The organism is Nocardioides bigeumensis (genome assembly GCF_039531755.1).
Taxonomy (GTDB): Bacteria; Actinomycetota; Actinomycetes; order Propionibacteriales; family Nocardioidaceae; genus Nocardioides; species Nocardioides bigeumensis.
On the sequence record NZ_BAAAQQ010000013.1, the window covers coordinates 840,851 to 866,375 of the forward strand.

25 protein-coding genes, 2 tRNA genes and 1 other RNA gene are annotated in these 25,525 nt (G+C 71.8%); 11 read left to right on the top strand and 17 right to left on the bottom strand.

The window, feature by feature from the left end:
• Position 1: 1 nt before the first annotated feature.
• The gene (locus tag ABD295_RS18260; protein WP_344305242.1) at positions 2–784 is read right to left on the bottom strand and encodes a CoA transferase subunit A; all 783 of its coding nucleotides are present in this window, start codon (positions 782–784) and stop codon (positions 2–4) included.
• 83 nt (positions 785–867) lie between these two features.
• Between ABD295_RS18260 and bagA the strand changes: the two genes are divergently transcribed.
• Together bagA and bagB are read left to right on the top strand one after the other, a co-directional pair.
• A complete protein-coding gene (gene bagA, locus ABD295_RS18265) occupies positions 868–1,875 on the top strand; it encodes an ATPase BagA (RefSeq protein ID WP_344305243.1) in 1,008 nt (335 codons plus the stop codon).
• Entirely contained in the window at positions 1,872–3,077 is a 1,206-nt protein-coding gene (bagB, locus tag ABD295_RS18270; RefSeq protein WP_344305244.1) for an ArsA family ATPase, read from the top strand. Before bagA ends, bagB begins: the two co-directional genes overlap by 4 nt.
• A 25-nt stretch (positions 3,078–3,102) precedes the next feature.
• Here the strand turns inward: bagB and ABD295_RS18275 are convergent, their stop codons facing one another.
• Complete coding sequence (locus tag ABD295_RS18275) at positions 3,103–3,390, bottom strand: WhiB family transcriptional regulator (RefSeq protein ID WP_344305245.1); 288 nt, start codon at positions 3,388–3,390, stop codon at positions 3,103–3,105.
• Positions 3,391–3,638: 248 nt separating this feature from the next.
• Between ABD295_RS18275 and ABD295_RS18280 the strand changes: the two genes are divergently transcribed.
• On the top strand, positions 3,639–6,137 hold the full coding sequence (locus tag ABD295_RS18280; RefSeq protein WP_344305246.1) for a transglycosylase domain-containing protein: 2,499 nt from the start codon (positions 3,639–3,641) through the stop codon (positions 6,135–6,137).
• 59 nt (positions 6,138–6,196) lie between these two features.
• Here ABD295_RS18280 and ABD295_RS18285 read toward each other — a convergent pair whose 3' ends face one another.
• The gene (locus ABD295_RS18285; RefSeq protein WP_344305247.1) at positions 6,197–6,655 is read right to left on the bottom strand and encodes a GatB/YqeY domain-containing protein; all 459 of its coding nucleotides are present in this window, start codon (positions 6,653–6,655) and stop codon (positions 6,197–6,199) included.
• Positions 6,656–6,737: 82 nt separating this feature from the next.
• Between ABD295_RS18285 and ABD295_RS18290 the strand changes: the two genes are divergently transcribed.
• The 7 genes from ABD295_RS18290 (at position 6,738) to ABD295_RS18320 (ending at position 11,450) form a co-directional block, all read left to right on the top strand.
• On the top strand, positions 6,738–7,694 hold the full coding sequence (locus ABD295_RS18290) for a metallophosphoesterase (protein WP_344305248.1): 957 nt from the start codon (positions 6,738–6,740) through the stop codon (positions 7,692–7,694).
• Between the two features lie 72 nt (positions 7,695–7,766).
• Positions 7,767–7,843 (top strand) — tRNA-Pro (locus ABD295_RS18295).
• Between the two features lie 231 nt (positions 7,844–8,074).
• Positions 8,075–8,611 carry a SigE family RNA polymerase sigma factor gene (locus ABD295_RS18300; protein WP_344305249.1) on the top strand — a complete coding sequence of 179 codons (537 nt, stop codon included), beginning with the start codon at positions 8,075–8,077 and terminating at the stop codon, positions 8,609–8,611.
• Positions 8,608–9,822: a hypothetical protein gene (locus ABD295_RS18305; RefSeq protein WP_344305250.1), complete on the top strand. Its 1,215-nt coding sequence runs from the start codon at positions 8,608–8,610 to the stop codon at positions 9,820–9,822. The genes ABD295_RS18300 and ABD295_RS18305 overlap by 4 nt, the downstream gene beginning before the upstream one ends.
• A gap of 96 nt (positions 9,823–9,918) precedes the next feature.
• Positions 9,919–10,488: a helix-turn-helix transcriptional regulator gene (locus ABD295_RS18310; protein WP_344305251.1), complete on the top strand. Its 570-nt coding sequence runs from the start codon at positions 9,919–9,921 to the stop codon at positions 10,486–10,488.
• A gap of 92 nt (positions 10,489–10,580) precedes the next feature.
• Positions 10,581–10,865 (top strand): hypothetical protein, encoded by a 285-nt coding sequence (locus ABD295_RS18315; RefSeq protein ID WP_344305252.1) that lies wholly within the window; start codon positions 10,581–10,583, stop codon positions 10,863–10,865.
• 27 nt (positions 10,866–10,892) lie between these two features.
• Positions 10,893–11,450: a hypothetical protein gene (locus ABD295_RS18320; protein ID WP_344305253.1), complete on the top strand. Its 558-nt coding sequence runs from the start codon at positions 10,893–10,895 to the stop codon at positions 11,448–11,450.
• Positions 11,451–11,531: 81 nt separating this feature from the next.
• Here ABD295_RS18320 and ABD295_RS18325 read toward each other — a convergent pair whose 3' ends face one another.
• From ABD295_RS18325 to ffs, 7 genes are all read right to left on the bottom strand, one after another.
• Complete coding sequence (locus ABD295_RS18325; RefSeq protein ID WP_344305254.1) at positions 11,532–12,584, bottom strand: aspartate-semialdehyde dehydrogenase; 1,053 nt, start codon at positions 12,582–12,584, stop codon at positions 11,532–11,534.
• Positions 12,581–13,861: an aspartate kinase gene (locus tag ABD295_RS18330; RefSeq protein WP_344305255.1), complete on the bottom strand. Its 1,281-nt coding sequence runs from the start codon at positions 13,859–13,861 to the stop codon at positions 12,581–12,583. The genes ABD295_RS18325 and ABD295_RS18330 overlap by 4 nt, the downstream gene beginning before the upstream one ends.
• Before the next feature lie 121 nt (positions 13,862–13,982).
• Entirely contained in the window at positions 13,983–14,606 is a 624-nt protein-coding gene (locus ABD295_RS18335) for a DUF5063 domain-containing protein (RefSeq protein ID WP_344305256.1), read from the bottom strand.
• Positions 14,603–15,199: a recombination mediator RecR gene (gene recR / locus ABD295_RS18340; RefSeq protein WP_344305257.1), complete on the bottom strand. Its 597-nt coding sequence runs from the start codon at positions 15,197–15,199 to the stop codon at positions 14,603–14,605. Before recR ends, ABD295_RS18335 begins: the two co-directional genes overlap by 4 nt.
• Before the next feature lie 6 nt (positions 15,200–15,205).
• On the bottom strand, positions 15,206–15,628 hold the full coding sequence (locus tag ABD295_RS18345; protein ID WP_344305258.1) for a YbaB/EbfC family nucleoid-associated protein: 423 nt from the start codon (positions 15,626–15,628) through the stop codon (positions 15,206–15,208).
• Between the two features lie 36 nt (positions 15,629–15,664).
• Positions 15,665–17,740 carry a DNA polymerase III subunit gamma and tau gene (locus ABD295_RS18350; RefSeq protein WP_344305259.1) on the bottom strand — a complete coding sequence of 692 codons (2,076 nt, stop codon included), beginning with the start codon at positions 17,738–17,740 and terminating at the stop codon, positions 15,665–15,667.
• Between the two features lie 78 nt (positions 17,741–17,818).
• Positions 17,819–17,910: signal recognition particle sRNA small type (ffs, locus tag ABD295_RS18355), an RNA gene on the bottom strand.
• A 94-nt stretch (positions 17,911–18,004) separates the two neighbouring features.
• Here ffs and ABD295_RS18360 point away from each other — a divergent pair.
• Positions 18,005–18,093, top strand: a tRNA-Ser gene (locus ABD295_RS18360).
• Between the two features lie 144 nt (positions 18,094–18,237).
• Here the strand turns inward: ABD295_RS18360 and ABD295_RS18365 are convergent.
• The 7 genes from ABD295_RS18365 to ABD295_RS18395 all read right to left on the bottom strand — a co-directional run bounded on the left by ABD295_RS18365 (position 18,238) and on the right by ABD295_RS18395 (position 25,486).
• Entirely contained in the window at positions 18,238–19,011 is a 774-nt protein-coding gene (locus tag ABD295_RS18365; RefSeq protein WP_344305260.1) for a hypothetical protein, read from the bottom strand.
• An 11-nt stretch (positions 19,012–19,022) separates the two neighbouring features.
• A complete protein-coding gene (locus ABD295_RS18370) occupies positions 19,023–20,303 on the bottom strand; it encodes a S8 family serine peptidase (protein ID WP_344305261.1) in 1,281 nt (426 codons plus the stop codon).
• Positions 20,294–21,730, bottom strand: a complete 1,437-nt coding sequence (locus tag ABD295_RS18375; RefSeq protein WP_344305262.1) for a type VII secretion protein EccB — start codon at positions 21,728–21,730, stop codon at positions 20,294–20,296. The genes ABD295_RS18370 and ABD295_RS18375 overlap by 10 nt, the downstream gene beginning before the upstream one ends.
• An 8-nt stretch (positions 21,731–21,738) precedes the next feature.
• A complete protein-coding gene (locus tag ABD295_RS18380; protein ID WP_344305263.1) occupies positions 21,739–23,049 on the bottom strand; it encodes an EsaB/YukD family protein in 1,311 nt (436 codons plus the stop codon).
• Positions 23,050–23,201: 152 nt separating this feature from the next.
• Positions 23,202–24,614, bottom strand: a complete 1,413-nt coding sequence (locus ABD295_RS18385) for a hypothetical protein (RefSeq protein ID WP_344305264.1) — start codon at positions 24,612–24,614, stop codon at positions 23,202–23,204.
• Positions 24,614–25,048 (bottom strand): hypothetical protein, encoded by a 435-nt coding sequence (locus ABD295_RS18390; protein WP_344305265.1) that lies wholly within the window; start codon positions 25,046–25,048, stop codon positions 24,614–24,616. Before ABD295_RS18390 ends, ABD295_RS18385 begins: the two co-directional genes overlap by 1 nt.
• 129 nt (positions 25,049–25,177) lie before the next feature.
• Positions 25,178–25,486: a WXG100 family type VII secretion target gene (locus tag ABD295_RS18395; protein WP_344305266.1), complete on the bottom strand. Its 309-nt coding sequence runs from the start codon at positions 25,484–25,486 to the stop codon at positions 25,178–25,180.
• Between the last annotated feature and the right edge of the window lie 39 nt (positions 25,487–25,525).

Sequence of the window (25,525 nt, forward strand, 5' to 3'; positions counted from 1 at the left end):
GTCAGGCCTCCCCACCAGCAGCACGGACGGTGCGCTTCTCGATCCGCTTGTCCGCGGCCTGCTCCGGTGTCAGCGGCAGCACCCGCTGCACGTAGACCCCCGGCGTGTGCACCGAGTCGGGGTCCAGCTCGCCCGGCTCGACCAGGTGCTCCACCTCGGCGATGGTGATCCGGCCGCACATCGCCGCGAGCGGGTTGAAGTTGCGTGCCGACTGGCGGAACACGAGGTTGCCGTGCCGGTCGCCCTTCCAGGCCCGCACCAGCCCGAAGTCCGCGACGATGGCGTTCTCGAGCACGAACTGCTTCTCGCCCTCGGCGGTGGGGAAGGTGCGCACCTCCTTGGGCGGGGACGCCACGACCACGTTGCCGGCGTCGTCGTACCTCCACGGCAGGCCTCCCTCGGCCACCTGGGTGCCGACGCCGGTCGCGGTGAAGAACGCCGGGATCCCCGAGCCACCCGCACGCATCCGCTCGGCGAGCGTCCCCTGCGGAGTCAGCTCGACCTCGAGCTCGCCGGAGAGGTACTGCCGGGCGAACTCCTTGTTCTCCCCGACGTACGACGAGATCATCCGGCGCAGCCGCTTCGCCATCAGCAACCGGCCCAGCCCCCACTCGTCGACGCCGCAGTTGTTGGACACGGCCTCGAGGTCCTCGACGCCCGCGTCGAGCACCGCGTCGATGAGCACCGACGGCACCCCGCACAACCCGAAGCCGCCCACGGACAGCGTCGCGCCGTCCTGGACGTCGGCGACCGCCTCCGCCGCGCTCGCGACCACCTTGTCCATGCCAGACCTCCTGAGTGCCCTCCGATTACGCGGCGATCCTAGGGTGTCGGCGCACCTCAGGGCGCGCTCAGTAGTCTGGCGCGATGGCTGACAGGCGCGGAGCGCGACTCCACGTCGTCACCGGCAAGGGCGGCACCGGCAAGTCCACGGTCGCGGCCGCGCTCGCCCTCGCCCTGGCCTCCGACGGCCACCAGGTGCTGCTCTGCGAGGTCGAGGGCCGCCAAGGCATCGCCCGCATGTTCGACGTCGACCCGCTGCCCTACGAGGAGCGGCGCATCGCGACGGGCCTCACCGTGGGCTCGGGTCCGCCGCCCGGTGCCGTCCACGCGCTGCACATCGATGCGGAGTCCGCCCTGCTGGAGTACCTCGCGATGTACTACCGGCTCGGCCGCGCCGGCCGGGCGCTCGACCGCTTCGGGGTCATCGAGTTCGCCACGACGATCGCCCCCGGCGTCCGCGACGTGCTGCTGACCGGCAAGGTCTACGAGGCGGCACGCCGCAACGGTCAGGCTCCCAAGGGGTCCGGACGGCGGTACGACGCCGTGGTGCTCGACGCCCCGCCGACCGGCCGCATCGCGCAGTTCCTCGGCGTCAACCAGGAGCTCGCCGGTCTCGCCAAGATGGGCCCGATCAAGAGCCAGGCCGACAGCATCATGGCGCTCTTCCGCTCCGACGGGACCCGTGTGCACCTGGTGACGGTGCTCGAGGAGATGCCGGTGCAGGAGACGGTCGACGGGATCACTCAGCTGCGCGAGGCGCGGCTGCCGGTCGGCAGCGTGCTGGTCAACATGGTGCGCCCGCGCGACCTCGACGCCGACGACCTCGCGGCTGCCCGCGCCGGCGAGATCGACGTCGAGGCGGTGCGCGCCGATCTCACCAGCGTGGGCGTGGACACCGACGACGAGCTCCTGGACTCGCTGCTGGCCGAGGCTCGCGACCACGCCGAGCGACGCGCCCTCGAGGACGCGCAGCGGGAGGTGGTCGACCGTCTCGGCGTGCCGACGTACGACCTGCCGCGCCTGGCCTCGGGGATCGACGTCGGCGCCCTCTACGAGCTCGCCGCCCTGCTCAAGAAGCAGGGGGCCGCATGAACGCCCGCAAGGCCCGGCCGCGCGTGGGCCCGCTCGCGTCCATCCCGTCGGACGCCCCGCCCCTCGACGTCGACGCGCTGCTCGACGACCGGAGCACGGGGATCATCGTCTGCTGCGGCTCGGGCGGGGTCGGCAAGACCACCACCTCGGCGGCCCTGGCCCTGCGCGCAGCCGAGCGAGGTCGCAAGGTCGTGGTGCTCACCATCGACCCGGCTCGGCGACTGGCTCAGTCGATGGGGATCGAGGAGCTCGACAACACCCCGCGGCCGGTCTCCGGGGTCCGCAAGCCGAGGGGCGGGGAGCGCGGCTCCCTCGACGCCATGATGCTCGACATGAAGCGCACCTTCGACGAGGTCGTCGAGAGCCAGGCCACTCCTGAGAAGGCGCAGCAGATCCTGCAGAACCCCTTCTACATCGCCCTGTCGAGCTCCTTCGCCGGCACCCAGGAGTACATGGCCATGGAGAAGCTGGGGCAGATCCACCGGCAGGCCCAGGCCGACGGCAGCTACGACCTGATCGTGGTCGACACGCCACCGTCACGCTCGGCGCTGGACTTCCTCGACGCACCGGAACGCCTGTCGAGCTTCCTCGACGGCCGGTTCATCCGGCTGATCCTGGCCCCTGCCCGGGGTCCGGCCAGGCTGATGACGGCCGGCCTGAGCGTGGTCACCAACGCCCTCACCAAGGTGCTGGGCGCCCAGGTGCTGCGTGACATGCAGACGTTCGTGGCGGCGTTCGACACGCTCTTCGGTGGCTTCCGGGCCCGCGCGGACAAGACGTTCGCGCTCCTCCAGGCCGAGGGCACGGCGTTCTTGGTGGTGGCGGCGCCCGAGGCGGACGCGCTGCGCGAGGCGGCGTACTTCGTGGAGCGCCTGGGCGAGGACCGGATGCCGCTGGCCGGACTCGTGGTGAACAGGGCCAGCTCGCCGCCGGCGGACGCGCTCAGCGAGGACGAGGCCCGCGCCGCCGCTGCGCGCCTCGAGAGGGTGCGCGGGGCCCGGGCCGACTCGGCGTCACGGACCGCCGGACTGCTGCGCCTGCACGCCGACCGCAGCCGACTCGTCGCGCGCGAGGCGCTCGAGCGACGCCGCTTCGCAGCCGCGCACCCCGACGTACCGACCGTCGTGGTGCCCGCGCTGGCCAGCGACGTGCACGACCTCGCCGGGCTGCGGCAGGTAGGGGCACTGCTAGCCGGTCAGTGACCTGCCGACCGGCCTCAGCGGCTGGCTAGAGAGAGGCAGGCAGCTTGCCGGCGCTGTTGCGGGCGGTCTCGAGGACCGCACGCCACGAGGCGCTGGGGTGACGGCGGAGCAGCGCGCGGCGCTCCCGCTCGGTCATGCCGCCCCACACACCCCACTCGATCTGGTTGTCGAGGGCCTCGGCGAGGCACTCCGTGCGCACGGGGCAGCCGCTGCACAGCTGCTTGGCCTTGTTCTGCTCGGCGCCGCGGACGAAGAGCTCGTCCGGGTTTGCCTCTCGGCACGCGGCCGCGGGGGCCCAGTCTTCAACCCACATGTTGTATCCCCATATTCATCTCGGTCGGCGGTTGTCCCCATGACACCCACTCGAGAGACGGCCTCTTCGGCCTGAAGTAAAAGGTAAAGACACAACGAGTCGGCCAACAGCCCCGTAACGGCCCTTTCGCATAGTCCGAACGGACTATGCCCGGCTAGCCGCATCGCCTCACGGGGAGATACCCGCCGATGCACCCGTCGGACACCGGATTTCGTGTCGGATGGGTCCGCTCCCGTACTCTGGAGGCCATGTCATCCGCGCCGCCGCCCGCGATGGAGCCCTCGGGAGAACGGCTCTCCGCCGGCCGGATCCTCTCGCACCTCGCCGTCATGGTCGCCGTCGCCGGCGTCATGGGCGTCGTGGTCGCCGGCCTGGCCATCCCCTTCGCTGGTGCGCTCGGCATCGGAGCGCGCGGCGTCGCCAAGTCGATCGAGGACCTGCCCGCCGAGCTCGAGACCGAGGACCTGGCGCAGAAGACGCAGATCGTCGACTCCGCGGGCAACGTCATCGCAACCCTCTACGACGAGAACCGCATCAGCGTCCCGCTGTCGCAGATCTCGCGCAACATGACCAAGGCGATCGTCGCGATCGAGGACTACCGCTTCTACCAGCACGGCGCCCTCGACCTGAAGGGCACCTTGCGCGCCCTGATCACCAACCAGGCGAGCGCCGGCGTCGTCCAGGGCGGTTCGTCGATCACCCAGCAGCTGGTGAAGCTGACGCTGGTCGACCAGGCCGACACCGCCAAGGAGCGCCGGGCGGCCACCGACGACACCTACGCTCGCAAGCTGCAGGAGCTGCGCTACGCGATCGCCGTCGAGCAGAACTACGACAAGGACTGGATCCTCGAGCGCTACCTCAACATCGCCTACTTCGGCGACGGCGCCTACGGCATCCAGGCGGCGGCCAAGCACTACTTCAACACCAACGCCAAGGACCTCAACCTCCAGCAGGGGGCGACGCTCGCGGGCCTGGTGAAGAACCCCACCGGCTACGACCCGACCAACGCACCCGACCGCGCCCTGGCCCGACGCAACGTCGTCCTCGACCGGATGGCCGAGCTCAACGTCATCCCCCAGGAGAAGGCCGACAAGGTCAAGGAGCGCAAGCTCGGCCTCGACGTCACCCGCACCGACAACGGCTGCGTCAACTCCACGGCCCCCTTCTTCTGCGACTACGTCGTGCGCTACCTCATGCGGGACCCCCAGCTCGGCAAGACCGCCGAGGAGCGCAAGAACCTCCTCCGCTCCGGCGGCCTGACGATCCGCACCACCGTCGACCTCGAGATGCAGGCCGCGGCCGACGCCTCGGTGAAGAACCACGTGAACCAGACCGACAGCGCCATCGGCGGGCTCGCCATGGTGGAGCCGCGCACCGGCAACGTGCGGGCGCTGGCCCAGTCGCGGCCGATGGGCACCGACAAGGCCGGCGGCCAGACCTTCCTCAACTACGTCGTCAACTCCAAGTACGGCGACTCGGCCGGCTTCCAGGCGGGCTCGACGTTCAAGGTGTTCGTGCTGGCCGCCGCGATCGAGCAGGGCATCCCCCTGAACAAGACGATCAGCTCTCCCGAGAACATCGTCCTGCGCAAGGAGGACTTCCTCGACTGCGACGGGCTGCCCTACGACTACGGCGAGTGGCCGGTGGGCAACTCGACGTCGTCCGGGACCATGGACATGTACACCGGCACCCGTGAGTCGGTGAACACCTTCTTCGCCCAGCTCGAGATGGAGACCGGCCTCTGCGAGCCCTTCAAGCTCGCCAAGGACATGGGCATCGAGCTGACCTCACCCAACGGCGAGGGCGGCGTCCCGCCCGAGCGGGTCGCGTCGTTCACGCTCGGCGTCGCCGACACCAGCCCGCTCGAGATGGCCGAGGCGTACGCCACCTTCGCCGGACGTGGACTGCACTGCCCGGCCCGGCCGGTCACCACGATCGAGGACTCGCAGGGCAACGAGATCCGCGACTACCCCACCGACTGCCGGCAGGTGCTGCCCGGGCCCGTCGCCGACGCCGTGAACGACATCCTGCGCGGCGTCCAGGAGCCGGGCGGCTTCGGCTACAGCGCCGGCCTCGCCCTCCAGCAGCCGTCGGCCGGCAAGACCGGCACGATCAACAGCAACCGGGCCGTGTGGTTCGTCGGCTACACCCCCAACCTCGCAACCGCGTCGATGATCGCCGGCGCCGACATCAACGGGAACCCGATCACGCTCAACGGCCAGACGGTCGGCGGGAGCTACGTGACCGAGGCGTTCGGTTCGACGCTCGCCGGCCCGATGTGGGGCGACGCCATGAAGGCCATCCAGGCCAAGCTGCCCGACGAGAACTTCGTCCCGCCGAGCGGGCTCGACCTGGTCGGCATCCAGACGTCCATCCCCGACCTGGGCGGGCTCAGTGTCGAGGCCGCGCGCGACCAGCTGGAGGAGCTCGGCTTCGGCGTGACCGTCGCCGGCTACGTGCACTCGGAGTACCCCGTCGACACCGTCGCCTACACCTTCCCCGCCGCAGGTGACTCGCTCAACAGCGGTGACACCGTCACGATCTACCAGTCCGACGGCGTCCCGCCCAAGAGCGGTGACGGTGACGGTGGCGGCGACGGCGGTGGCGGCGGTGGCGGCGGTGGCGGCGGTGGCGGCGGTGGCGGCGGTGGCGGCGGTGGCGGCAACGACGGCCCGGGCAATGGGAACGGCAACGGCAACGGCGGCGGAAACGGGAACGGGAACGGCGGGGGCCACGGCAACGGCTAGCTCCACTGGTCGAGGACGTCGCGCAGCGACCGTCACGAGACAGTGAGGCGAAAGCAGCCTCAGCCGAGCTGTCGGCGTACCTCCGCGGCGACGGCGGACCCGTCGGCACGACCCTTGACCTGAGGCTGCACGACGCCCATCACCTTGCCCATCGCGCGCATGCCTTCCCCGGCGGCACCGGTCTGCTCGACGGCGGCGGTGACGATCGCGGCGACCTCGGCGTCGCTCAGGGGCGCGGGCAGGTACTCGGCGATGACCGCTGCCTCCGCCTCCTCCTTCGCCGCCATCTCGGGCCGGTTGCCCTCGGCGAACGCGGTCGCCGCCTCGCGTCGCTTCTTGGCCTCGCTGGAGAGCACGGTGAGCACGTCGTCGTCGGTGAGCTCGCGGGCCTCCTTGCCGGCCACCTCGGCGTTGGTGATGGCGGTGAGCACCATGCGCAGCGTGGAGGAACGGACCTCGTCGCGCGCCTTCATCGCGGTGGTGAGGTCGGCACGGAGTCGGTCCTTCAGAGCGGCCATTTCTCCATTCTGCCCACCCTGCCCCTCCTCGTGCCGCTCAGGGGTGAGGTCGACGTGGGGCGTCGTGTGAAAGCCTGAACGCGTGGGTCGTCGAGGGGTCGCCAAAGCCGCGGGCGTGACGCTGGGCAAGGTGGTGGGCAAGGTGGTGGGCGCGGGGGCCGCCGCCGGGACCGCGCTGACGGCGTACGCCCTGTGGGAGGCGCGGCAGTTCACCCTCCGCGAGGTCACCGTGCCGCTTCTTCCGGCCGGTCACGCGCCCCTGCGCGTCCTCCACCTCTCCGACGTGCACCTCACGCCCGGCCAGACCCGCAAGCAGGAGTGGGTGCGGGCGCTGGCCGACCTGCGGCCGGACCTCGTCATCAGCACCGGCGACAACCTCGCCCACCGCGATGCAGTGCAACCCGTGCTCGATGCGTACGACGGCCTGCTCGACGCTCCGGGCGTCTTCGTGTTCGGCTCCAACGACTACTACGAACCCACGATGCGCAACCCGCTCCGCTACCTCCTGCCCGACGACGGCGAGCGGAACATCACGGCACCGCAGCTCCCGTGGCCGGACCTCCAGCTGGCGTTCCTCGAGCAGGGTTGGATCGATCTCACCAACCGCTTCGGCGCTCTCGACGTGGGCGACACGAGGTTCGCGTTCGCGGGCGTGGACGACCCGCACCTCTCCCGCGACGACCTCGCCGCGGTGGCCGGACCCGCCGACGACACGGCCGACGTACGGGTCGGGGTCACCCATGCGCCGTACCTGCGGGTGCTCGACCAGTTCGCGCGCGACGGGTACGACGCCGTCATCGCCGGGCACACCCATGGCGGACAGGTCTGCCTCCCCGGCGTCGGTGCCCTCACCACCAACTGCGACCTCGACAACGCCCGCGCCAAAGGCCTGCACCGGCACCCTGCGGACTCCCGGCCGGGCGACCCCGGCTCGTCCTGGCTGCACGTCTCGGCGGGGGTGGGCACGTCGCCGTACGCCCGGATCAGGGTCGCCTGCCGTCCCGAGGCGACCCTGCTCACGCTGGTCCCCACCGCCTGATCGCACGCCGGTTCCGCCCGCTGCTACCGATTGGGGAGGCCCCCGGCCGCTCCGGTATGCTCACCGAGGCCTCGGGCTGTGGCGCAGCTTGGTAGCGCGCCTCGTTCGGGACGAGGAGGCCGCAGGTTCAAATCCTGTCAGCCCGACCATGTGATGTCTCAGGACATCGCGGACAGCCGGACCTGCGAACGCAGGTCCGGCTGTCGCTCATTTGGGGTGAACACAGATCAACACCAGACCTGGACCTGACCAGAGCCGCCCGCCAGGGCTGACCGCCAGCCCCAGAGCGACAACGCGGTTCCAACCTTCGCGCGTGCTGGATGCGTCTTGTAGCTGGGGACAAGACGTGCTCTTGTCGGTCAAGACGATCGAGGATGCTCATGGCGCAGCGAGGTCCAGGGGACGCCGCAGCCTTCACCGAGTTCATGTCGGGAAGGTCCGCGAGCCTGTTCCGGACGGCGTACCTGATCGTCGGTGACCACCAGCTGGCCCAGGACCTGCTGCAGGAGTCGCTGATCAAGACCTACCTGGCCTGGCCGAGGCTCCGCGACGTCGGCAACGCGGAGGCCTACACGCGCAAGGCCATCGTGACGACAGCGATCTCGTGGCGGCGGCGCCGGTCGTTCCACGAACGGCCTTCGGACGTGCAGCTCGATGCGACCGAACCCGACCCCGGCGAGGCGGTCACGACCCACACCTCGGTGGTGGCGCAGCTGCGCACCCTTCCGGCGCGGCAGCGCGCAGCCGTCGTGCTGCGCTACTACGAGGACCTCTCCGAGGCGCAGACCGCGGCGCTCATGGGTTGCTCGGTCGGCACGGTCAAGAGCCAGGTCTCCACCGGCCTGCACAAGCTGCGCGACCGCCTGGGCGCCGGGTTCCTCGACGCGCCCCCCAACGACGAGACGGTGACCCCATGACGGACACGCTCCGGGACCTCCTACGGATGGACGCTGCTGGCGTGGAGATCCCCGTCTTCGACCCGCACGAGGTGATCGGGCGCGCCGAACGGCGCCGGCGTCGTCACCGAGTGGCCGGCGCGCTGGCAGCTGTCTCGGCCGTCGCGGCGGTCGCCATCGCCGGCGCCGTGCTGGGCAGCGGCGAACCACGATCCGTGGGTCCTGCGGACGTTCCGTCGCACGGGCCTCGAGCCGAAGCGCCGAGGTCTCGCCCGATCGTCTGGAGCGACGACCTCGATCGCGGTCGCGTCGGCACCCTGCACGTGGGCGACCAGACCGTCGACATCGGCCAGGAGCTGACCTCGGTCCTCGACTGGTCCATGTCCGTGACCGACGCCGGGGCGGTGTACGCGCACGATGACGGCAGCGTCTGGTTCACCGACGGCGACCGACCGACCAGGATCGCCCGGAAGGCCTGCGCCGTCGCAGCGGGAGCAGCACGCGACCTAGGCCTGGCGACCGGGAACACCGGCGCACTGGTCGCGTGGTTCGACTGCGAGCCCGGGTCTCGAGGCGACCTGGTCGTCTACGACACCGCAGCGGACCACGAGGTGGTGCGCCACCGGGTCCCGTGGTGCGACGCCACGGCCGCGCCGATTCACCTGCCGGCGTCCGGTTCGGCCTGCCTGCCCGACGCCCTGGTCGGTGACCATGTGTACTTCACCCACCTCCAGGACGGGCAGGACGCGCAGACCACACGCCAGTTCCGCTACGACCTGACGAGCGGCCTGGTGGAGCCGTCCGGCCAGGCGGCGTACCGCGAGGACCTCCGTGGCCGTGCTCGCACCCTCGTGGTGGGGGCGAGCGGGCTGGACGGCACACCGAGCGAGGCCAGGGGGGTCGCCGGCGGATTCTCCTTCCGTCCGGCCGGGAGACGCTTGGTTCCCGTCGAGCACGTCGACGTGGGAGAGGTGGGCGCCGAGACCCGGGTCTTCGACGGTGCCACCGCACGTCCCGTGGAGCTGCGGCTGCCCGAGGGCTACCAGCCGACACCCGCCGACGTCCCGGTGTCGTTCTTCATCTTCGAGTGGCTCGACGACGACACCGTCGCGCTCGCTGAGAGCGGCTTCAGCACCGTCGGTGACGTCCTTGTGTGCCACCTCTCCGACGGTCGTTGCCGATCCGCGCTCACCGGTGCTGGAATCGTCCCGGGCATGCCTCTCCCGGGCTGACTGCAAGACCAAGGAGTCGCCATCAAGGTCCTGCTCGAGCATCGTTCACAGTCGGCCATCCGCCGACTGCTCATGGCCGAGCCCGAGCCAGGTTCGATGCTGCCGCCCGACGCGGTCGAGGCGGCCGCCCACCTGATCGGCGCCGACGTGTTCGGCGTCTTCGAGGCAGACGAGACGGGATGCTGCCTGAGAGCCATCACGTACCCGGAGCAGGGACTCCAGGACCCGCAGGTGTGCGACAGCGCGTTGCCGGTCGGGGTCGTGCACGACGCCGCCCAGCACGACGACGACCGGGAAGCCCCGCACTTCGGACTGCGCGACATCCTGTGGCTGGGGGTGCCGACGGGCTCGGGGACGGTGGTCCAGCTCGCGTACGACCGCCGTCAGCACGTCTTCACCGAGCAGGACGTCGCCGTGCTCACCCTCGTGGAGCCCGCGATCCGGCGGCTCGTGCGCGGCTGCGCGACACCCGCCCCTCCCACCGTGCTGACGCTGTCCGAGCGCAGGGTGCTCCACCTGGTGTCGACGGGCGCGTCGAACCGTGAGGTCGCCGAGGAGCTGGTGATCACCGTGCACACCGTCCGCAAGCACCTCGAGCACGCGTACCGAAAGCTCGGTGTCACCAACCGCACCGCGGCCGCCCTGGCCCTCCGCTCAGGGTCCTGACCGCGGCAGATTCGCCGATCGGCGAATATCCGCCGGGCGGCGGCGCTGGAACCGTGATGTCCGTTCAGGACTCACCGGCTCTAGGAGAAGACATGTCCAGGTTCGCCATCGGCGCCGCGGCCGTTGCAGCGGTGCTCGCCTCGCTTCCCGCCGCTGCGCAAGCCACCCCGTCGGGCACTTCCTGCCCCGGCGGCGCCAGCGATTTCGTCCTCTGGGACGTCACCGCCGAGCCCTACGGGGTGGACAACCTCGTCGACGAGAGTGGGAACGCCGATGGCTGGGCGTGTGCGAAGCCCATCTACGTCGTGACCGACGACGAGGGCAACCCCTTCCAGATCTACAACTTCCTCGACAACAAGTTCCAACCCCAGGGTTGACCGGCACGGACCTGGCAGACTCGGCAGATGGCCGAGAAGGACGAGCCCTCGCTGGAGCTGCCCTCACTACGGCTGAGGAGACGCTCCCGCCCGGCGCCGTCGGACCCGGCGCCCTCGGACTTGGCGCCCTCGGACCCGGCGCCCTCGGACCCAACGTCCTCGGACCCGGCGCCCTCGGACCCGACGTCCTCGGCCCCGTTGTCGCGGCGACTCGAGCTCCCGGCTTCCCTCGGAGCGGCGCTGACCGGACTCTTGGTCGGCGCGGCCGCGGTCGGGCTCGTCCGAGCGGGTCAGTCGGCGTGCGAGGCGATGTCCGGCACGTCGTCGTGCGGCGGTGGCCCGGGCCTGCTGGTGCTGGTCGTGATCGTGGTGTTGCTGGCGGGGGTCGGCGCGGGCCTGTTGCGGGTGCTCGGCGTACCCCACCCCGGCAGCACCAGCACCCTCGCCGTGGGTCTCGCCACCGTGGTGACCCTGCTGCTCTGGGTCGACGCGCTGTTCGAGGTCAGCGGTGCGGTCCTCGCCGCCCTCACCGTCCTGGTGGCGTACGTCGTCGCCCAGGCCGTGACCTCGGCATCCGACGGGTAACGCGCCGACACATGCGCTTCTGCCCCGATATATGGGGCCAGAAGCGTAAGTCAGGGCGCGTTACCCACAGAACCCCGCGCCTCACAGACGAGCGGCGACCAGCTCGGCGATCTGGACGGCGTTGAGCGCGGCGCCCTTGCGGAGGTTGTCGTTGCTGACGAAGAGGGCCAGGCCGCGACCGCCGGGGACGCCCTCGTCCTGGCGGATCCGGCCGACGTACGACGGGTCGTTGCCGGCCGCCTGCAGCGGGTTCGGGACGTCGCTGAGCTCGACGCCCGGCGCGGAAGCGAGCAGCTCGGTGGCGCGGGCCACCGACAGCGGACGCGCGAACTCGGCGTTGATCGCCAGCGAGTGACCGGTGAAGACCGGCACGCGCACGCAGATGCCCGAGACCGGCAGGTCGGGGAGGCCGAGGATCTTGCGCGACTCGAAGCGCAGCTTCTGCTCCTCGTCGGTCTCGCCGAGTCCGTCGTCGACGATCGAGCCGGCCATCGGGAGCACGTTGTAGGCGATGGTGCGGGCGTACTTCACCGGGTCGGGGAAGGTCACCGCCTCGCCGTCGTACGCCAGCTCGGGCGCCTTGTCGCCCGCGGCCGCCACCTGCGAGGCGAGCTCCTCGACACCGGCGACGCCGGACCCGGAGACGGCTTGGTACGTCGACGCGATGAGCCGGACCAGCTCGGCCTCGTCGTGCAGCGCCTTGAGGACCGGCATCGCGGCCATGGTCGTGCAGTTGGGGTTGGCGATGATGCCCTTGACGGCGTTGGCGATCTCGCCGGGGTTGACCTCGGAGACGACCAAGGGGACGTCGGGGTCGCGGCGCCAGGCCGAGGAGTTGTCGACGACTGTCGCCCCGGCCGCGGCGAAGACCGGCGCCAGCGCCCGCGAGGTGGTCGCGCCCGCCGAGAAGATCGCGATGTCGAGGCCGCTCGGATCAGCGGTGGCGGCGTCCTCCACGACGACCTCGGCGTCCTTCCAGGGCAAGGTCGTGCCGGCCGACCGGGCCGAGGCGAAGAAGCGGATCTCGGAGAGCGGGAAGTCGCGCTCGGCCAGGATCTGCCGCATCGCGACGCCGACCTGGCCGGTGGCACCGACCACACCGAGACGCACTCCGCCGGAAGCGTGGCGGCTCATCGGCCGGTCCCGCCGTACACGACGGCCTCGACCTCGGTCGAGTCGAGGTCGAAGGCGGTGTGCGTCGCCTGGACCGCGGCATCGACGAGCGACTCGTCGACGATCACGGAGATGCGGATCTCGGAGGTGGAGATCATCTCGATGTTGACGCCGGCCGAAGCCAGGGCCGCGAAGAACCTCGCCGTGATGCCGGGGTGCGAGCGCATGCCGGCCCCGATGAGCGAGACCTTGCCCACCTGGTCGTCGTACAGCAGCTTCTCGTAGCCCACCTCGTCGCGGATCCGCGCCAGCGCGCCCATCGCGGTCTGGCCGTCGTCGCGCGGCAGCGTGAAGGAGATGTCGGTGAGTCCGGTGGCGGCGGCGGAGACGTTCTGCACGACCATGTCGATGTTGACCTCGACCGAGGCCAGCGCCTCGAAGATCCGGGCCGCCTCGCCCACCTTGTCGGGGACGCCGACCACCGTGATCTTGGCTTCGCTCCGGTCGTGGGCGACGCCGGCGATGATGGCCTGTTCCATGGTCTCGTCCTCTGCGGGGTCGGGCACGATCCAGGTGCCTTCCTTCTGGGAGAAGGAGGACCTGACGTGCACGGGCATCTGGTAGCGGCGGGCGTACTCCACGCACCGCAGGTGCAGGATCTTGGCGCCGCTGGCCGCCATCTCGAGCATCTCCTCGTAGGAGACGCGGTCGAGCTTGCGGGCGGTCGGCACGATCCGGGGATCGGCGGTGAAGACGCCGTCGACGTCGCTGTAGATCTCGCAGACCTCCGCGCCCAGCGCCGCTGCCAGCGCGACGGCGGTGGTGTCGGAGGCGCCGCGGCCGAGGGTGGTGATGTCCTTGGTGTCCTGCGAGACGCCCTGGAAGCCCGCCACGATCGCGATCGAGCCGTCGGCCAGGGCCTGCTCGATGCGGCCGGGCGTGATGTCGATGATCTTGGCCTTGCCGTGCGCCGAGTCGGTGATCACACCCGCCTGCGAGCCGGTGAACGAGCGCGCCTTGTGGCCCAGCTGGGCGATCGCCATCGCCAGCAGCGCCATGGAGATGCGCTCGCCCGCGGTGAGCAACATGTCGAGCTCACGCGGAGGCGGCAGCGGCGTCACCTGCTGCGCCAGGTCGCGCAGCTCGTCGGTCGTGTCGCCCATCGCCGAGACGACCACGACGACGTCGTGTCCGGCCTTGCGGGTGGCCACGATGCGTTGCGCCACCCTCTTGATGCCGGCCGCGTCGGCGACGGACGAGCCGCCGTACTTCTGCACGACAGTGGTCTTCGAGCTCACGATCCGTCCTCATACGGCTCAGCGGCGAAGGCGCCACGCTGCGCCACGACGAACCTCGAGTCTACCCGGAGACGGCGTCGCCCCCCGCGCACCGACCGGTGGTCGAACTCCGTCCTGGAGCTCAGCGGGCCGGGCTGTCCTCGGCCAGCATCTCCTCGGCCACGGCGACCTGGTCGGAGTCGAGGTCGACGTCGACGTCGAGGCGGTCGTGCGCGACCACCGAGAGCAGGGCGTTGAGGGCGGCGCCGGCAAGGTTGCCCCAGGAGGAGACGTAGGAGAACTGCCACCACCACAGGGCCTCGTCGACGTTGCCCAGACGGTAGTGCCGCAGGCCGTTCTCGAGGTCGCTGGCGATGCTCGTGAGGTCGTCGGAGAGCTGGCTCTCGACCACCTCGGGCACGTAGGGGTCGAAGACGAAGCCGTAGGTGTCGATGTTGCCGAGCAGGTCGGCCAGGCGCAGCCGCATCGCGTCGAGGTCGGCGTCGGGGCCGACGTCGGGCTGGTACTCCTGGTGGGGCGTGAAGTCCTGGAGCGCCCCCAGCCGCGCTCCGGCGAGCAGCACCTGGCTGATCTCGAGGAGCAGCAACGAGATGGCCCGGCCGCCGTCGGTCTCGCGGGCGATCGCCCGCAGGGCGAGCAGGAAGCTCTCGACCTGGTCGGCGATCTGCTGGGCGAACTCCGCGGTCTCCGCGTCGATGGCAGGGTCGCCGAGCGCACGCTCGGGAACCTGCATGTCGTCGGTCATTCGGCCGACCTCCTTCCAGCGAACGCGCGGCCCAGGGTGACCTCGTCGGCGTACTCCAGGTCGCCTCCGACCGGAAGTCCACTGGCGAGCCTGGTCACCCGGATCTCCAGGGGTTTGAGCATACGGGTGAGGTAGGTCGCGGTCGCCTCGCCCTCCAGGTTGGGGTCGGTCGCGAGGATCACCTCGGTGAGCTGGGAGTCGGCGAGCCGGGTCATCAGCTCGCGGATGTGCAGCTGCTCGGGGCCGATGCCCTCGATCGGCGAGATCGCGCCGCCCAGCACGTGGTAGCGCCCCCGGAACTCGCGCGTCCGTTCGATGGCCACGACGTCCTTGTACTCCTCGACCACGCACAGCACGGTCTGGTCGCGCCGGGGGTCGGCGCAGATCCGGCAGAGGTCGGCCTCGGAGACGTTGAAGCAGACCGAGCAGAACTTCACCCTCGCCTTCACCTCGACGAGGACGTCGGCGAGCCGGCGTACGTCGACGGGATCGGCCTGCAGCAGGTGGAACGCGATGCGCTGCGCACCCTTGGGGCCTACGCCCGGCAGCCGGCCGAGCTCGTCGATGAGGTCCTGGACGATGCCTTCGTACACGGGTTCTTACTGTCCCGACGGCCCGGAAGGCCCCGGAGGAAGGCCGAACCCGACCGGCCCGGCACCCTCGCCGCCGACGCCCGGGCCCATCAGCCCGGTCGCGCCGAAGGGGTTCATCTGCTCGCCCACGAGGTCGTCGGCCTTGGCCTTCGCGTCGCGGTAGGCCGCGACGATCAGGTCGCCCAGCTCCTCGAGCGACTCGTCGTCGCTGCCGTCGACCACACCCTGCTTGATGGTGATCGCCTTGAGCTCGCCGGTGCCGGTGAGCGTCACCTTCACCGTGCCGCCGCCGACCTCGCCCTCGACCGTGGTGTCGGCGAGGCGGTCCTGGGCGCTGGCCAGCTGCTCCTGGAGCTGTTGGGCCTGCTGGAGCAGGGCGTTCATGTCGAAGCCGCCTGCGCCGAGGGACTCGAACGGGTTCTGGCTCATGGTGTGGTCCTTGTCGGAGGTGGTGGCTGGGGCGGGTCAGGAATGGGGGATCTCGTCGATGATCTCGGCCCCGAGCTCGCGCTTGAGGAGCTCGGTGGTGTCGAGGCCGTCGGTGTCGAGGTCGGGGTCGTCGGGGTGGGACACATCATCGTCTGCCACGGGCGACCGGGCCTCGGGCGCGCCGTCGGGTGCGGACCCGGTCGGGCGAGTCTGCTGGATCGCCTCCCGGGCCGCGGCGACGGCGACGGGGTCGGTCTGCCGGGCGGGCTCGTCGCGGGCCCAGTCGGGCGGCCCGTCCGGGGCTGCCGGGGACGCGGCCACGGGCTCCGCGGACCCCGGGTCCGGGGCAGCGGCCGGCGCGGGCTGGGTGGCGGGCTGGGTGGCCGGCTGGGTGGCCGGCTGGGTGGCCGGCGGCGCAGGGGTGACGGCCTCGGGCGGAGGCGACGTGGGCGCCTGCGCGGCGGGGTCGACCAGGGTGTCGATCTTCCAGTCGGCCCCGACCACCTCGATCGCCGCCTGGCGCAGGATCTCGTCGCAGCCGCCGCTGAGGAAGGAGTCGCGCGCACCGACGGTGTTGAAGCCGAGCGTGAGCACGTTGCCCTCGACGGAGAGCACCTGGGCGTTCTGGGTCAGGTGGATCCAGGCGACGCGACGCCGGAGCTTGGTCGCCTCGACGATGTCCGGCCACAGCCGGCGTACGTCGACCAGAGCCAGCCCTGCCGCGGGACCTGTGGTCGCGGGAGCGCTGGCCACGGAGGTGGTGGGCGGTGGGCCCGTGGGCGCCGGGGCTTCGGGAGCGGGGGTCGGCACGACAACGGGCTGCTGCTGCGCCGCGGGTGGCTCCTCTCGGACCGGTGGTGGCGCGGTGGAGGTCGTCGGCGGTGGCTCGACCGCGGCCGGCGGCGGCGCGGCGACGCTCGGGTTGACCGTCGCCGGGGCGCCGGCGATGGCCACCCGGCGCTCGAGGCGGTCGAGCCGCGCGAGCAACCCGTCGGTGGAGTGGTCGGCGCCGGGCAGCAGCACGCGGGCGCAGACGAGCTCGAGCAGCAGCCGGGGCGCGGTGGCCCCGCGCATCTCGGTCAGCCCGCTGGCCACGAGGTCGGCGGCCCGGCTGAGCTCGACCCCGCCGAAGCGCGCGGCCTGCGCGACCAGCCGCTCGCCCTGGTCCTCCGAGACGTCGATCAGCCCGGTCGCGGGGGCGTCCGGCACGGCCGCGACGATCACCAGGTCGCGCAGCCGGCGCAGGAGGTCCTCGGCGAAGCGGCGCGGGTCCTGACCGGTCTCGATGACCTTGTCGACCACCCCGAACACCGTCGCGCCGTCCCCCGCCGCGAACGCGTCGACGACCTCGTCGAGCAGGTTGTCAGGCGTGTAGCCCAGCAGGCCGGTCGCGAGCTGATGGGTCACGCCCTCGCTCCCGGCGCCGCCCATCAGCTGGTCGAGCACCGAGAGGGTGTCCCGGGCCGAGCCCGCGCCCGCCCGGACGACGAGCGGCAGCGCGGCCGGCTCGATCGGGACGCCTTCCTTCTCGCAGAGGTCGGAGAGATAGGCCGACAGCAGGCGCGGCGGGATCAGCCGGAACGGGTAGTGGTGGGTGCGCGACCGGATCGTCGGCAGCACCTTCTCCGGCTCGGTGGTGGCGAAGATGAACCGCAGGTGTGGCGGCGGCTCCTCGACGAGCTTGAGCAGCGCGTTGAAGCCTTGCGAGGAGACCATGTGGGCCTCGTCGATGATGTAGACCTTGTAGCGGCTGCGCACCGGCGCGAAGAACGCCTTCTCCCGCAGGTCGCGCGCGTCGTCGACGCCTCCGTGCGAGGCCGCGTCGATCTCGATCACGTCGATCGAGCCGGGACCGCCGCGCGCCATGTCGCGGCAGCTGTCGCACTCGCCGCACGGGTCGGCCACCGGCGCCAGTTCGCAGTTGAGGGCCCGGGCCAGGATCCGCGCCGAGGTCGTCTTGCCGCAGCCGCGCGGGCCGGAGAAGAGGTAGGCGTGGTTCACCCGGTTGTTGGCGAGCGCGGCGCGGAGCGGCTCGGTGACGTGCTCCTGACCGATCACCTCGGCGAACGTCTCGGGCCGGTAGCGGCGGTACAGCGCGAGGGGTGACTCCACGTCTGCACCCTAACCAGCGGCCCCGACACCCGACAGGCCGCCAACAGCACGACGCGACGTGTGGGCCACGCAGAGACGAAAGGGCCCCCCGCGTACCCGACAGAGCTCGCCTGCCCTTGCTGCCTTCCGGCCCTGGGGGATTCAGCGGGATGTCGCCACGCGGGGGGTTGGCCGCAGTCTAGGCGAGGCGTCGGCGGGGCCCCAAAGCCGGTCGGCGGTCCACCGATTTCCCGGCCCCCGACCCCCCCAGGTAGCCTCCTGCGCGGAGGATTCGCCTAGTGGCCTATGGCGCTCGCTTGGAAAGCGGGTTGGGTTAACAGCCCTCAGGGGTTCGAATCCCCTATCCTCCGCCAGGAGCGATCTGCTCGAACTCGCGAGGTTCCTTACCTCCGAGAGGCCGAGGGCGTCGCTCAAGGACACGACTGAGCCCTGGTCGGCAGAACGCCTCGCGTTCCTGCCCGCCGGGGCTCTTTCGTATGTGGTGCGCGCCTCCTCCATCACCGGTTCGCGAGCTGCTCGACCACCGGCGGGTGGATCATCCACACGTTGGGCTCCCAGTACGACGCCAGATCAGCCTCGCGGTCGACGCTCAACGGCGCCAGTCCCTCGGGGAAGACGTAGGTGCCCGAGGCGGGGAAGGCCAGGCCGGTCCACGACTCCCACTCGGCGACCGTGCCGGTGATCCGCAGCGAGTCCGGGAGCGGGGTCGAGACCCGCGCGCCGAGCCGCTCGTGCACCCTCATCCACGGATCGAGCAGCTGGCCGTCGTCGCGCCGCCAGGCGACGTACTGCTCGATGGGGGTGATCGGGTAGCGGTCCTTCATCGACGGGCGCACCGGCGCGACCAGGTGGGTCAGGCCCTCGCGCCCGGCGAGCGTGCGCATCGCGCCGAGGATCTCGGCGGCCAGGCCGCGCAGCCGGCCGCCGCGAGGCGTCTCCGCCGCGAGCGCGCACAGGGTGTTGGGAGGAGGTGTGCCCCGGAAGGGCTCGAAGACGAGGCGCAGCGCCTCGTCGAAGCTCGGAGGGAGCGTCGCGTCCTCGCCGTCCCAGTAGAACGCGCCGGTGTGGCCCTCAGCCACGACCTCGTCGGCGTCGTCGTCGTAGAGCACGAACTGCAGCTGCGGGATCTCCTGGTCCAGGCGCGGCCACAGCTCGTTGAGCACGTCGCCGTGCAGGTTGTACTCCGGCCACACGTCGGCCGACTCGATGCCGCGCTCCCAGAGGTCGGGGCGCTCGGCCGCGGTGTGGAGGCTCAGGGCTCGTTCGGGCACGACCGGCATCCTCACAGGCCGCTGCGGCGGCGCGCCAGCAGCGGCCGCAGCAGCGCCGCGATCGCCAGAGCCGCTCCGCCGATCAGGCCCAACCAGACGGCGTTGCGGCGGGTCTCGGCGAGCCGGTCCTCGGGCGGGACCGGGGCCTGCGCGCGGGGGTTGCGGTCCGGCTCCTCGGCGTTGGTGGCCACCTCTCCGGACGCCGCCGGCTGGAGCGGCCGGCTCAGCGCCTCGTCGGGTTGCACGACCCCGGCGCCCGTGAGGTTGTCGGGCACCAGCGGCGCGCCGTCGGCGGTCTGCACGAGGCGGGAGACGACCTGGCGGGCGGACTGGCGTGGGTACGCCGCCCGCAGCACCGCGACGACCCCCGCGACCTCGGCGGCGGCCCAGGACGTCGCTATGGACGGCAGCACGCAGGTGCCGCCGTTGACGCCGGCGGTCACGGCGCCGTACGTCGGCGCGGCCACGTCGATCGCGCTGCTCTGGAGGATCGACGACCGGGGGTCCGCCTCCGCCCCCGGCGCGCCGCCAGCGGTGGCGCTCACGGCCAGCACACCGTCGTACCCCGCAGGGAAGACCAGCCCCGCGGCGTCCTCGCCCGTGCGCAGCTCGCCGAGCTCGTCGAAGAGGGGCTGACCCTCCACCGGCCGGTTGCCGCTGCCCGCCACGACCACGACGTCGGCGTCCAGCACGGCCCTGATCGCCTCCTCCAGCTGGCGGCTCGGCCCGACCACCAGGGCGACCGTGACCACGCCGATGTCGAGACGCTCGGCGTTGTCGGCCACCCAGCGCAGGCCGGCCGCGACCCGCGGCGTCTCGACGCCGACCTGACCCTCGCCGGGCTCGGCGCTGTCGTAGACCCGGACGTCGACGACCTCGGCCCCGGGCGCGAAGCCCACCGGCAGCGGCTCGGGGGCGGCCGTGCGGCGGGGTCCCGCGACGAGTCCAGCGACGGCGGTCCCGTGGTAGTCACCGAGCTCCGCCTCGACCCCGCCGAGGCTGAAGGAGACCCGCTCGACGACCGGGACCTGCGCGCCCGCGGCGACCCCGGAGTCGACGACCGCGACCCGCACCCCGGCCCCGGGGGTCTCCCCCCGCCGAGCGAGCCGGGCCCACGCTTCCGGCATGTCGATCAGGTCGAACGGCGTGCTCGGCGACGTCGAGTCGACGGGCCCGTCGTCGACCCCGATCTGGGAGCAGTCGACATCGGCCAGAGCCTTGGGCGTCGCGGACGCCGGCGCGGCTCCCACGCACACCGCGCCCAAGCAGACGGCGGCGAGCGCTACTCGCACGACGTGGCCCCGTCGTCCCGCGTCGGCGGGCACAACGCGGCGTCCTGGCTCAGCGCCACACCGGGCCGGAAGAGCTGCACCCACGTGTCGGGGACGACGGGTGGCGCGACGCCGGCATACCCGAGCTGGTCGGCGGCGACCCCGACGAGGCGGTAGGCCAGCCCCTTGGCGTCCATGAGGAACGGCGACCCGTCGGTCACATCGTCCGGGTCGTCCGGGTCGTCCGGCTCGTCCCAGTCTCCGGAGAGCACGTAGGCGCCGCGGCCCGCGTCGACGCGGATGGACGTGGTGTCCGCGGCGACGTCGGCTGCCGAGGCGTTGCCCGTGGGGTCGGCGGCCACGTGCACCCGGGGCGCCTCGCCGGGCCGCGCGTCGAGCTGGGCGCACTGCTCCCCCAGCACCGGTTCGAGGAGGCCGCCGGGCCAGTGCGCGTCGGCGTACGTCGCAGGCCCGCGCTCGACGTTGACCGACCCGTCGACCGCGACCACCCGCGGCTCCTCGGGCAGGTTGGTGTACACCGCCAGCGCGAACTCGTCGAGGTCGACGGGGTGGTCGGGTCCGAGCAGCAGCGCGCCGCCGTCGTGCGTCACGACGTCACCGACCCGCGCATCGCCGGGCAGGCCGGACGACGCGGTGGCGTACGAAGCCGGCCGACCCACGTCACCCAGGCCGAGCGTGCCGATCGCGAGATCGCCGCCGGTCGGGAAGAGACCGAGGTAGGTCTCGCTGACTTCGGTGGCGTACGCGCCGGCCTGGAGACCGAGCGCCGTGAGCATGTTGTCGCGGGCGCCGGCTTGACGCGGCAGGAGGTAGCGGTAGGCGCTCGGCGTCTCGCTGCCCGAGGGTCTGGCCTGGGCGAGGAGGTAGAAGCGGCCGCCCTCGCGGACGACCGACCCGGCGCCGGCGGCCGCGCGCACCGCGGGCTCCTCGGAGACATCGAGCCGAAGCCCCGTGGTCGGTCCGGTGCACACGGTCCAGCCTGACCCGATCAGCCGCCCGGCGCCGGGTGGGCTCGCGGGCGCCCCGAGGATGCCGATGTCGCTGCCGACGATCTCCTCCTCGATGGCCGACTGGGCGATGATCGTCGGCTCCACCTCGCTGCCGAGGATCAGCTTGGCCGAGGTGTTGTTGATGACGGGACGGACGACCACGGGCGGACCCTCGTCGGTGATGACATAGGGAGCGCCGGTCTCCTTGGAGACGAACAGTCCAGGCTGGGCCCAGTCGTCGGGCGTCTTCTTGGTGAAGATGCCGGCGATCGCGGCACCGGCGATCAGCAGCACGGCGAGGGCCGCGCCCCCGACGATGACCCGGGCCGGCCTGGCCGGCTCGACCTCGCGTCCGCCCGGCGCGCCCGACACGAACGCCGTGACCAGCCGACGGCGGCTGAAGGAGTGCGCCTCGACGAGGTCGCGCTTGGTGGCCATCTGCCGCCCTACGCCCGGATGTACTCGAAGATGCCCGTCGCGACGACGACGAGAGGCAGCAACGAGAGCAGGCAGACCGACTCGACGAGGTCACCCAGCCGCCCGCGGCGGATCGACGGTGACGCCGGCAGCAGGGTCAGGGCGAGCAGCACCGCGCCGGTCGAGGCGAGCGCGACCGCGGTCGTGGGACGCCAGTCGGGGTGCAGCCACAGCACGGCGACGGCCGTGACGGCCAGCCCCAGGACCCCGGCGGTGAGGCCGACCAGGACCTCGGCGCCGGTGCGGTACTGCCGGGTGCGCAGCATCACGACCAGGCAGCACACGACGGACAGCAGCGTGCCCGCCAGGCCGAGCGAGACCGCGATCGGGCCGATGAGCACGAGCAGCAGGCCGACCGTCGCGGAGATCGCGACGAGGATCTCGTGGGCCGTGCGCGCGTCCGCCGCCACCTGGACGGCGTCGATCTCGTCGGGATCGGCGGTGATGTCGGCATCGCTGAAGAGCTGGTCGACCTTCGTGCCGGTGGCGCCCAGCGCCATCCACGGGAAGACGCTGCCGGCGATGACGACCAGCACCAAGGTCGCCGTCAGCACCTCGGCGTAGCCGACGTCCGCCGCGCGGAGCACCAACCCCGTCGCGAGGAAGACCGCACCCACGACGACCGGCGGGATCATCAGCGTGCGCCCGTCACCGAGCCCGATCAGGCAGACCAGGCCCGCCAGGATGACCCCCACGGCGGCGTACACCACGGGCCGGTCGAAGAGGTCGCCCGAAGGCGCGAGCATCAGCCCCGCGACCACGGCGTAGCCGCAGCCCATCCAGGCCACCGCCACCGCTGCCTCGGTCTCGCGCTGCGCGCGGGAGAGGACGATCGCCCCGGTCACCAGGCCGGCGGCGACCAGGCCGGCCGCGACCGCGGCGAGGGGGCTGTCCTGGATCAGCAGCGCCACCGCTCCGAGCGCGAGCAGCAGCGCGGCCGCGGTGAGGGCGGTACGCCGCCCCGACGCCGGCTGCCAGGGCTTGAGGTCGCGCTCGACCACGTCGGTCATCGCCTCGACCACGTCGTCGTAGACCCGCGGGACCTCGTCGTCGACGCCCGCGGTCACGGTGATCAGCCCGCCGTCCTCGACGCCCTGGATCACCAGGCCGGCATCGCCCGCGAGCGTCCGGCCGTCCGCCGTCACGAGGTGGTAGCCGCCGTAGACCGTCGCGCCGTCCAGCAGCCCCACGCTGCGGGCCAGCTCGGGCACCAGCTCCGCCACCGGGACGGCGCCCGGGAGCACGAGGTCGACCCGCCGCGATCCGGACGCGACGGTCACCCGCAACAGGCTGGAGGCGCCCGATGCGCCTGACCCAGCCGGCCCGGCCGGTCCCGATCCCACTGGCAGGGCCTGGCTCATCGGCACCTGTTCCCCATCACGTCCTCATTCACGGCCCGAAATCCGTACGCGCGAACGCTACCGCCCGAGCCTCAGCCGATGACGCCGGGCGCGGCACCGTCGTCGTCGATCCACTCGCTGGTCTCGGCGATGGAGTCCAGCCGTTCACGACGCGCGTCCTCGTCGTCCTCGCTGCGTCGGCCGTTGCGACCGACGGCTGCGCTGCCCTTGAGGGGGGCCTTGCCGGAGCTCTTGCCCGCGACGCCGCGACCACCAGCGGCAGCGGCACGGCCGCCCGCACGGCCGCCGGACTTGGCACCACCACGAACGGCGCCACGGCCGCTCGCGCCGGCACCGGCACCACGGGCAGTCGAGCCCGCGGCGGCACCGGTTCCGCGACCGAGCGCGCCCGAGGCGCTGGTGCGGCTGCTGGCTCCGAGGGCGTTGGGGGCCGCCCCGCGGGGAACGCCCACACCGCTGACGGCACCGCCCGTCGCGCCACGGATCGCGCCGGTGAGTCCGCCTGCCACCGCGCCGCCGGCGAGGCCGGCACCGAGCGCGCCGGCCGCAGGACCGGGCAGACCCGGTGTGACGGCGTGGCCGGGCAGGCTGCCCGTCGTCGAGGGGATCGGCGCCGGGGCCGAGGGCGTGCTCGGGCCCAAGGGGCCGCCCGGGTGCGGAGCAGAGGGCGGCAGTGACGGGTGCGGGTCGTGCGGCGTCGGCGTCGGGAACGGCTCTGGCAGGTCGTCGGGGTCACGGGGGTCGTCCGGGTCCCGCTGGTCCTCCGGGTCACGCGGGTCGTCGGGGTCCCGCGGGCCGTCGGGATCACGCTGACCGTCCGGGTCACGCGGGTCGGACACGGGGATGCCGTCACCGGGCGGCCGCGTGCCGCCACCACCGGGGACGCCGCCGCCACCGCCTCCAGCCCCACCGGCTCCGCCACCGGCACCACCGACGGGCTCCGGTGCGTAGGGGTCGGGCGGTGCGCCCATGCCGTGCACCTCGGAAAGGGCGACGGCCGACAGGTAGTACTGCTTGTCGACCTTCTTCAGCGCCTCGCCGAACGCCGTCTCGCGCTGGGTGGCCTCGGCGGCGTACGCGTCGGACTTGCCGTTGTGGTCGAGCTTCTGCTGCTCCTCGGTCCGGGAGTCGTTCGGGTCGTACTGGAAGGGGCCGGGGTCGGTCTTGGTCGCCGGGTTGTCGTTGAGGACCCGCTCGGCCTCCCAGAACTCGTTGGCCGCGTCGGAGAGGGCCCGGCCGGACTTGTCGAGGTCGGCCTGCTGCTGCTCCATCTTGTCGGCGAGCCGGAGGAAGGCCTCCTTGGCCGCGTCGGGGGTGCGGCCGGTGATGCCGTAGTCGGCCAGCTTGGGCGCGACGTCGCGAAGTCCGTCCATGACCCAGTTGACGTTGAGGCCCTGGTAGGTCCAGTCGAGTGACTTGCCGATCGCGGGGTTGAAGTCGGCGCGGTTGAGGGCGGCGCGCAACCGCTGCTCGTTGGGTCCCATCAGGCTTCCTCACTCCCTGGCCCGCTCCCTGGGTCGCCGGCGGTGTGGCTGGCGTGCTCCCGGCCGCGCCGACGAGCGTCGTCCAGGCCGGGCAGGTAGGACTGCTCGGTCAGGTTGTCGATCGCGGTGCGGTACTTCGTGAACGCCGCCATGCTGATGCCGTCGACGTCGTCGAACGCGGACTGGGCGCTCTCGAGGTTGGTGTAGAAGGTGTCGATGCACTCGATGACGGACTTGACCGTCTCGAGCATCACGCTGTGCGCCTTCTCGTGATGGCTGTGCAGCATCGGCGAGTGGTCGAAGTCGCCGAACTCGGGCATGGATCCCCCGATGGTGGCGAAGTCACCGGTCTCCAGCGAGTCGCGGAGCATGATCAGGTTGCTCCGCAGGCTCGACATCGCATCCATGTTCCACTGGATGTCGTCGGCCAGCATGACGTTTCCTCCTGCAGGGACTCCCCCGAGTCGTGCTCTTGGGGTGGTGCTGTCGTAGACGCCCGAACAGGGCCGGCGGCGCGCAGTCGTCGTAGGTGAACACGAGACCGGCCGCCGACCCTGACCGGATCAGAAGTCGAAGCTCGCAGCGTTCTTCAGGTCGACGGCTCGGAACTCGGCGTTGGAGTTGTAGACGGTCTGACCGGACTTGTCGAGCAGGTCCTTCATCTCGGTCATCGCGAAGTCCCACGTCTGCTTCATCTCGGCGAAGGCGACCTTCGTCTCGCCGTCCCACTGGTTGACGAGCGGCTGCAGGTCGCCGATCAGGTCGTCGAGGACGCGGTCGATCGAGTCCACGATGCGCTTCATGCCGACCGAGGCGTTCTCGAGGGCGGCGTGGTCGACCCGGAGGCCGTCGAGCTTTCCGTCGAAGGTCATTGGTCTCTCTTCTCTGTGTCAGATCTGGTCACGTGAGGT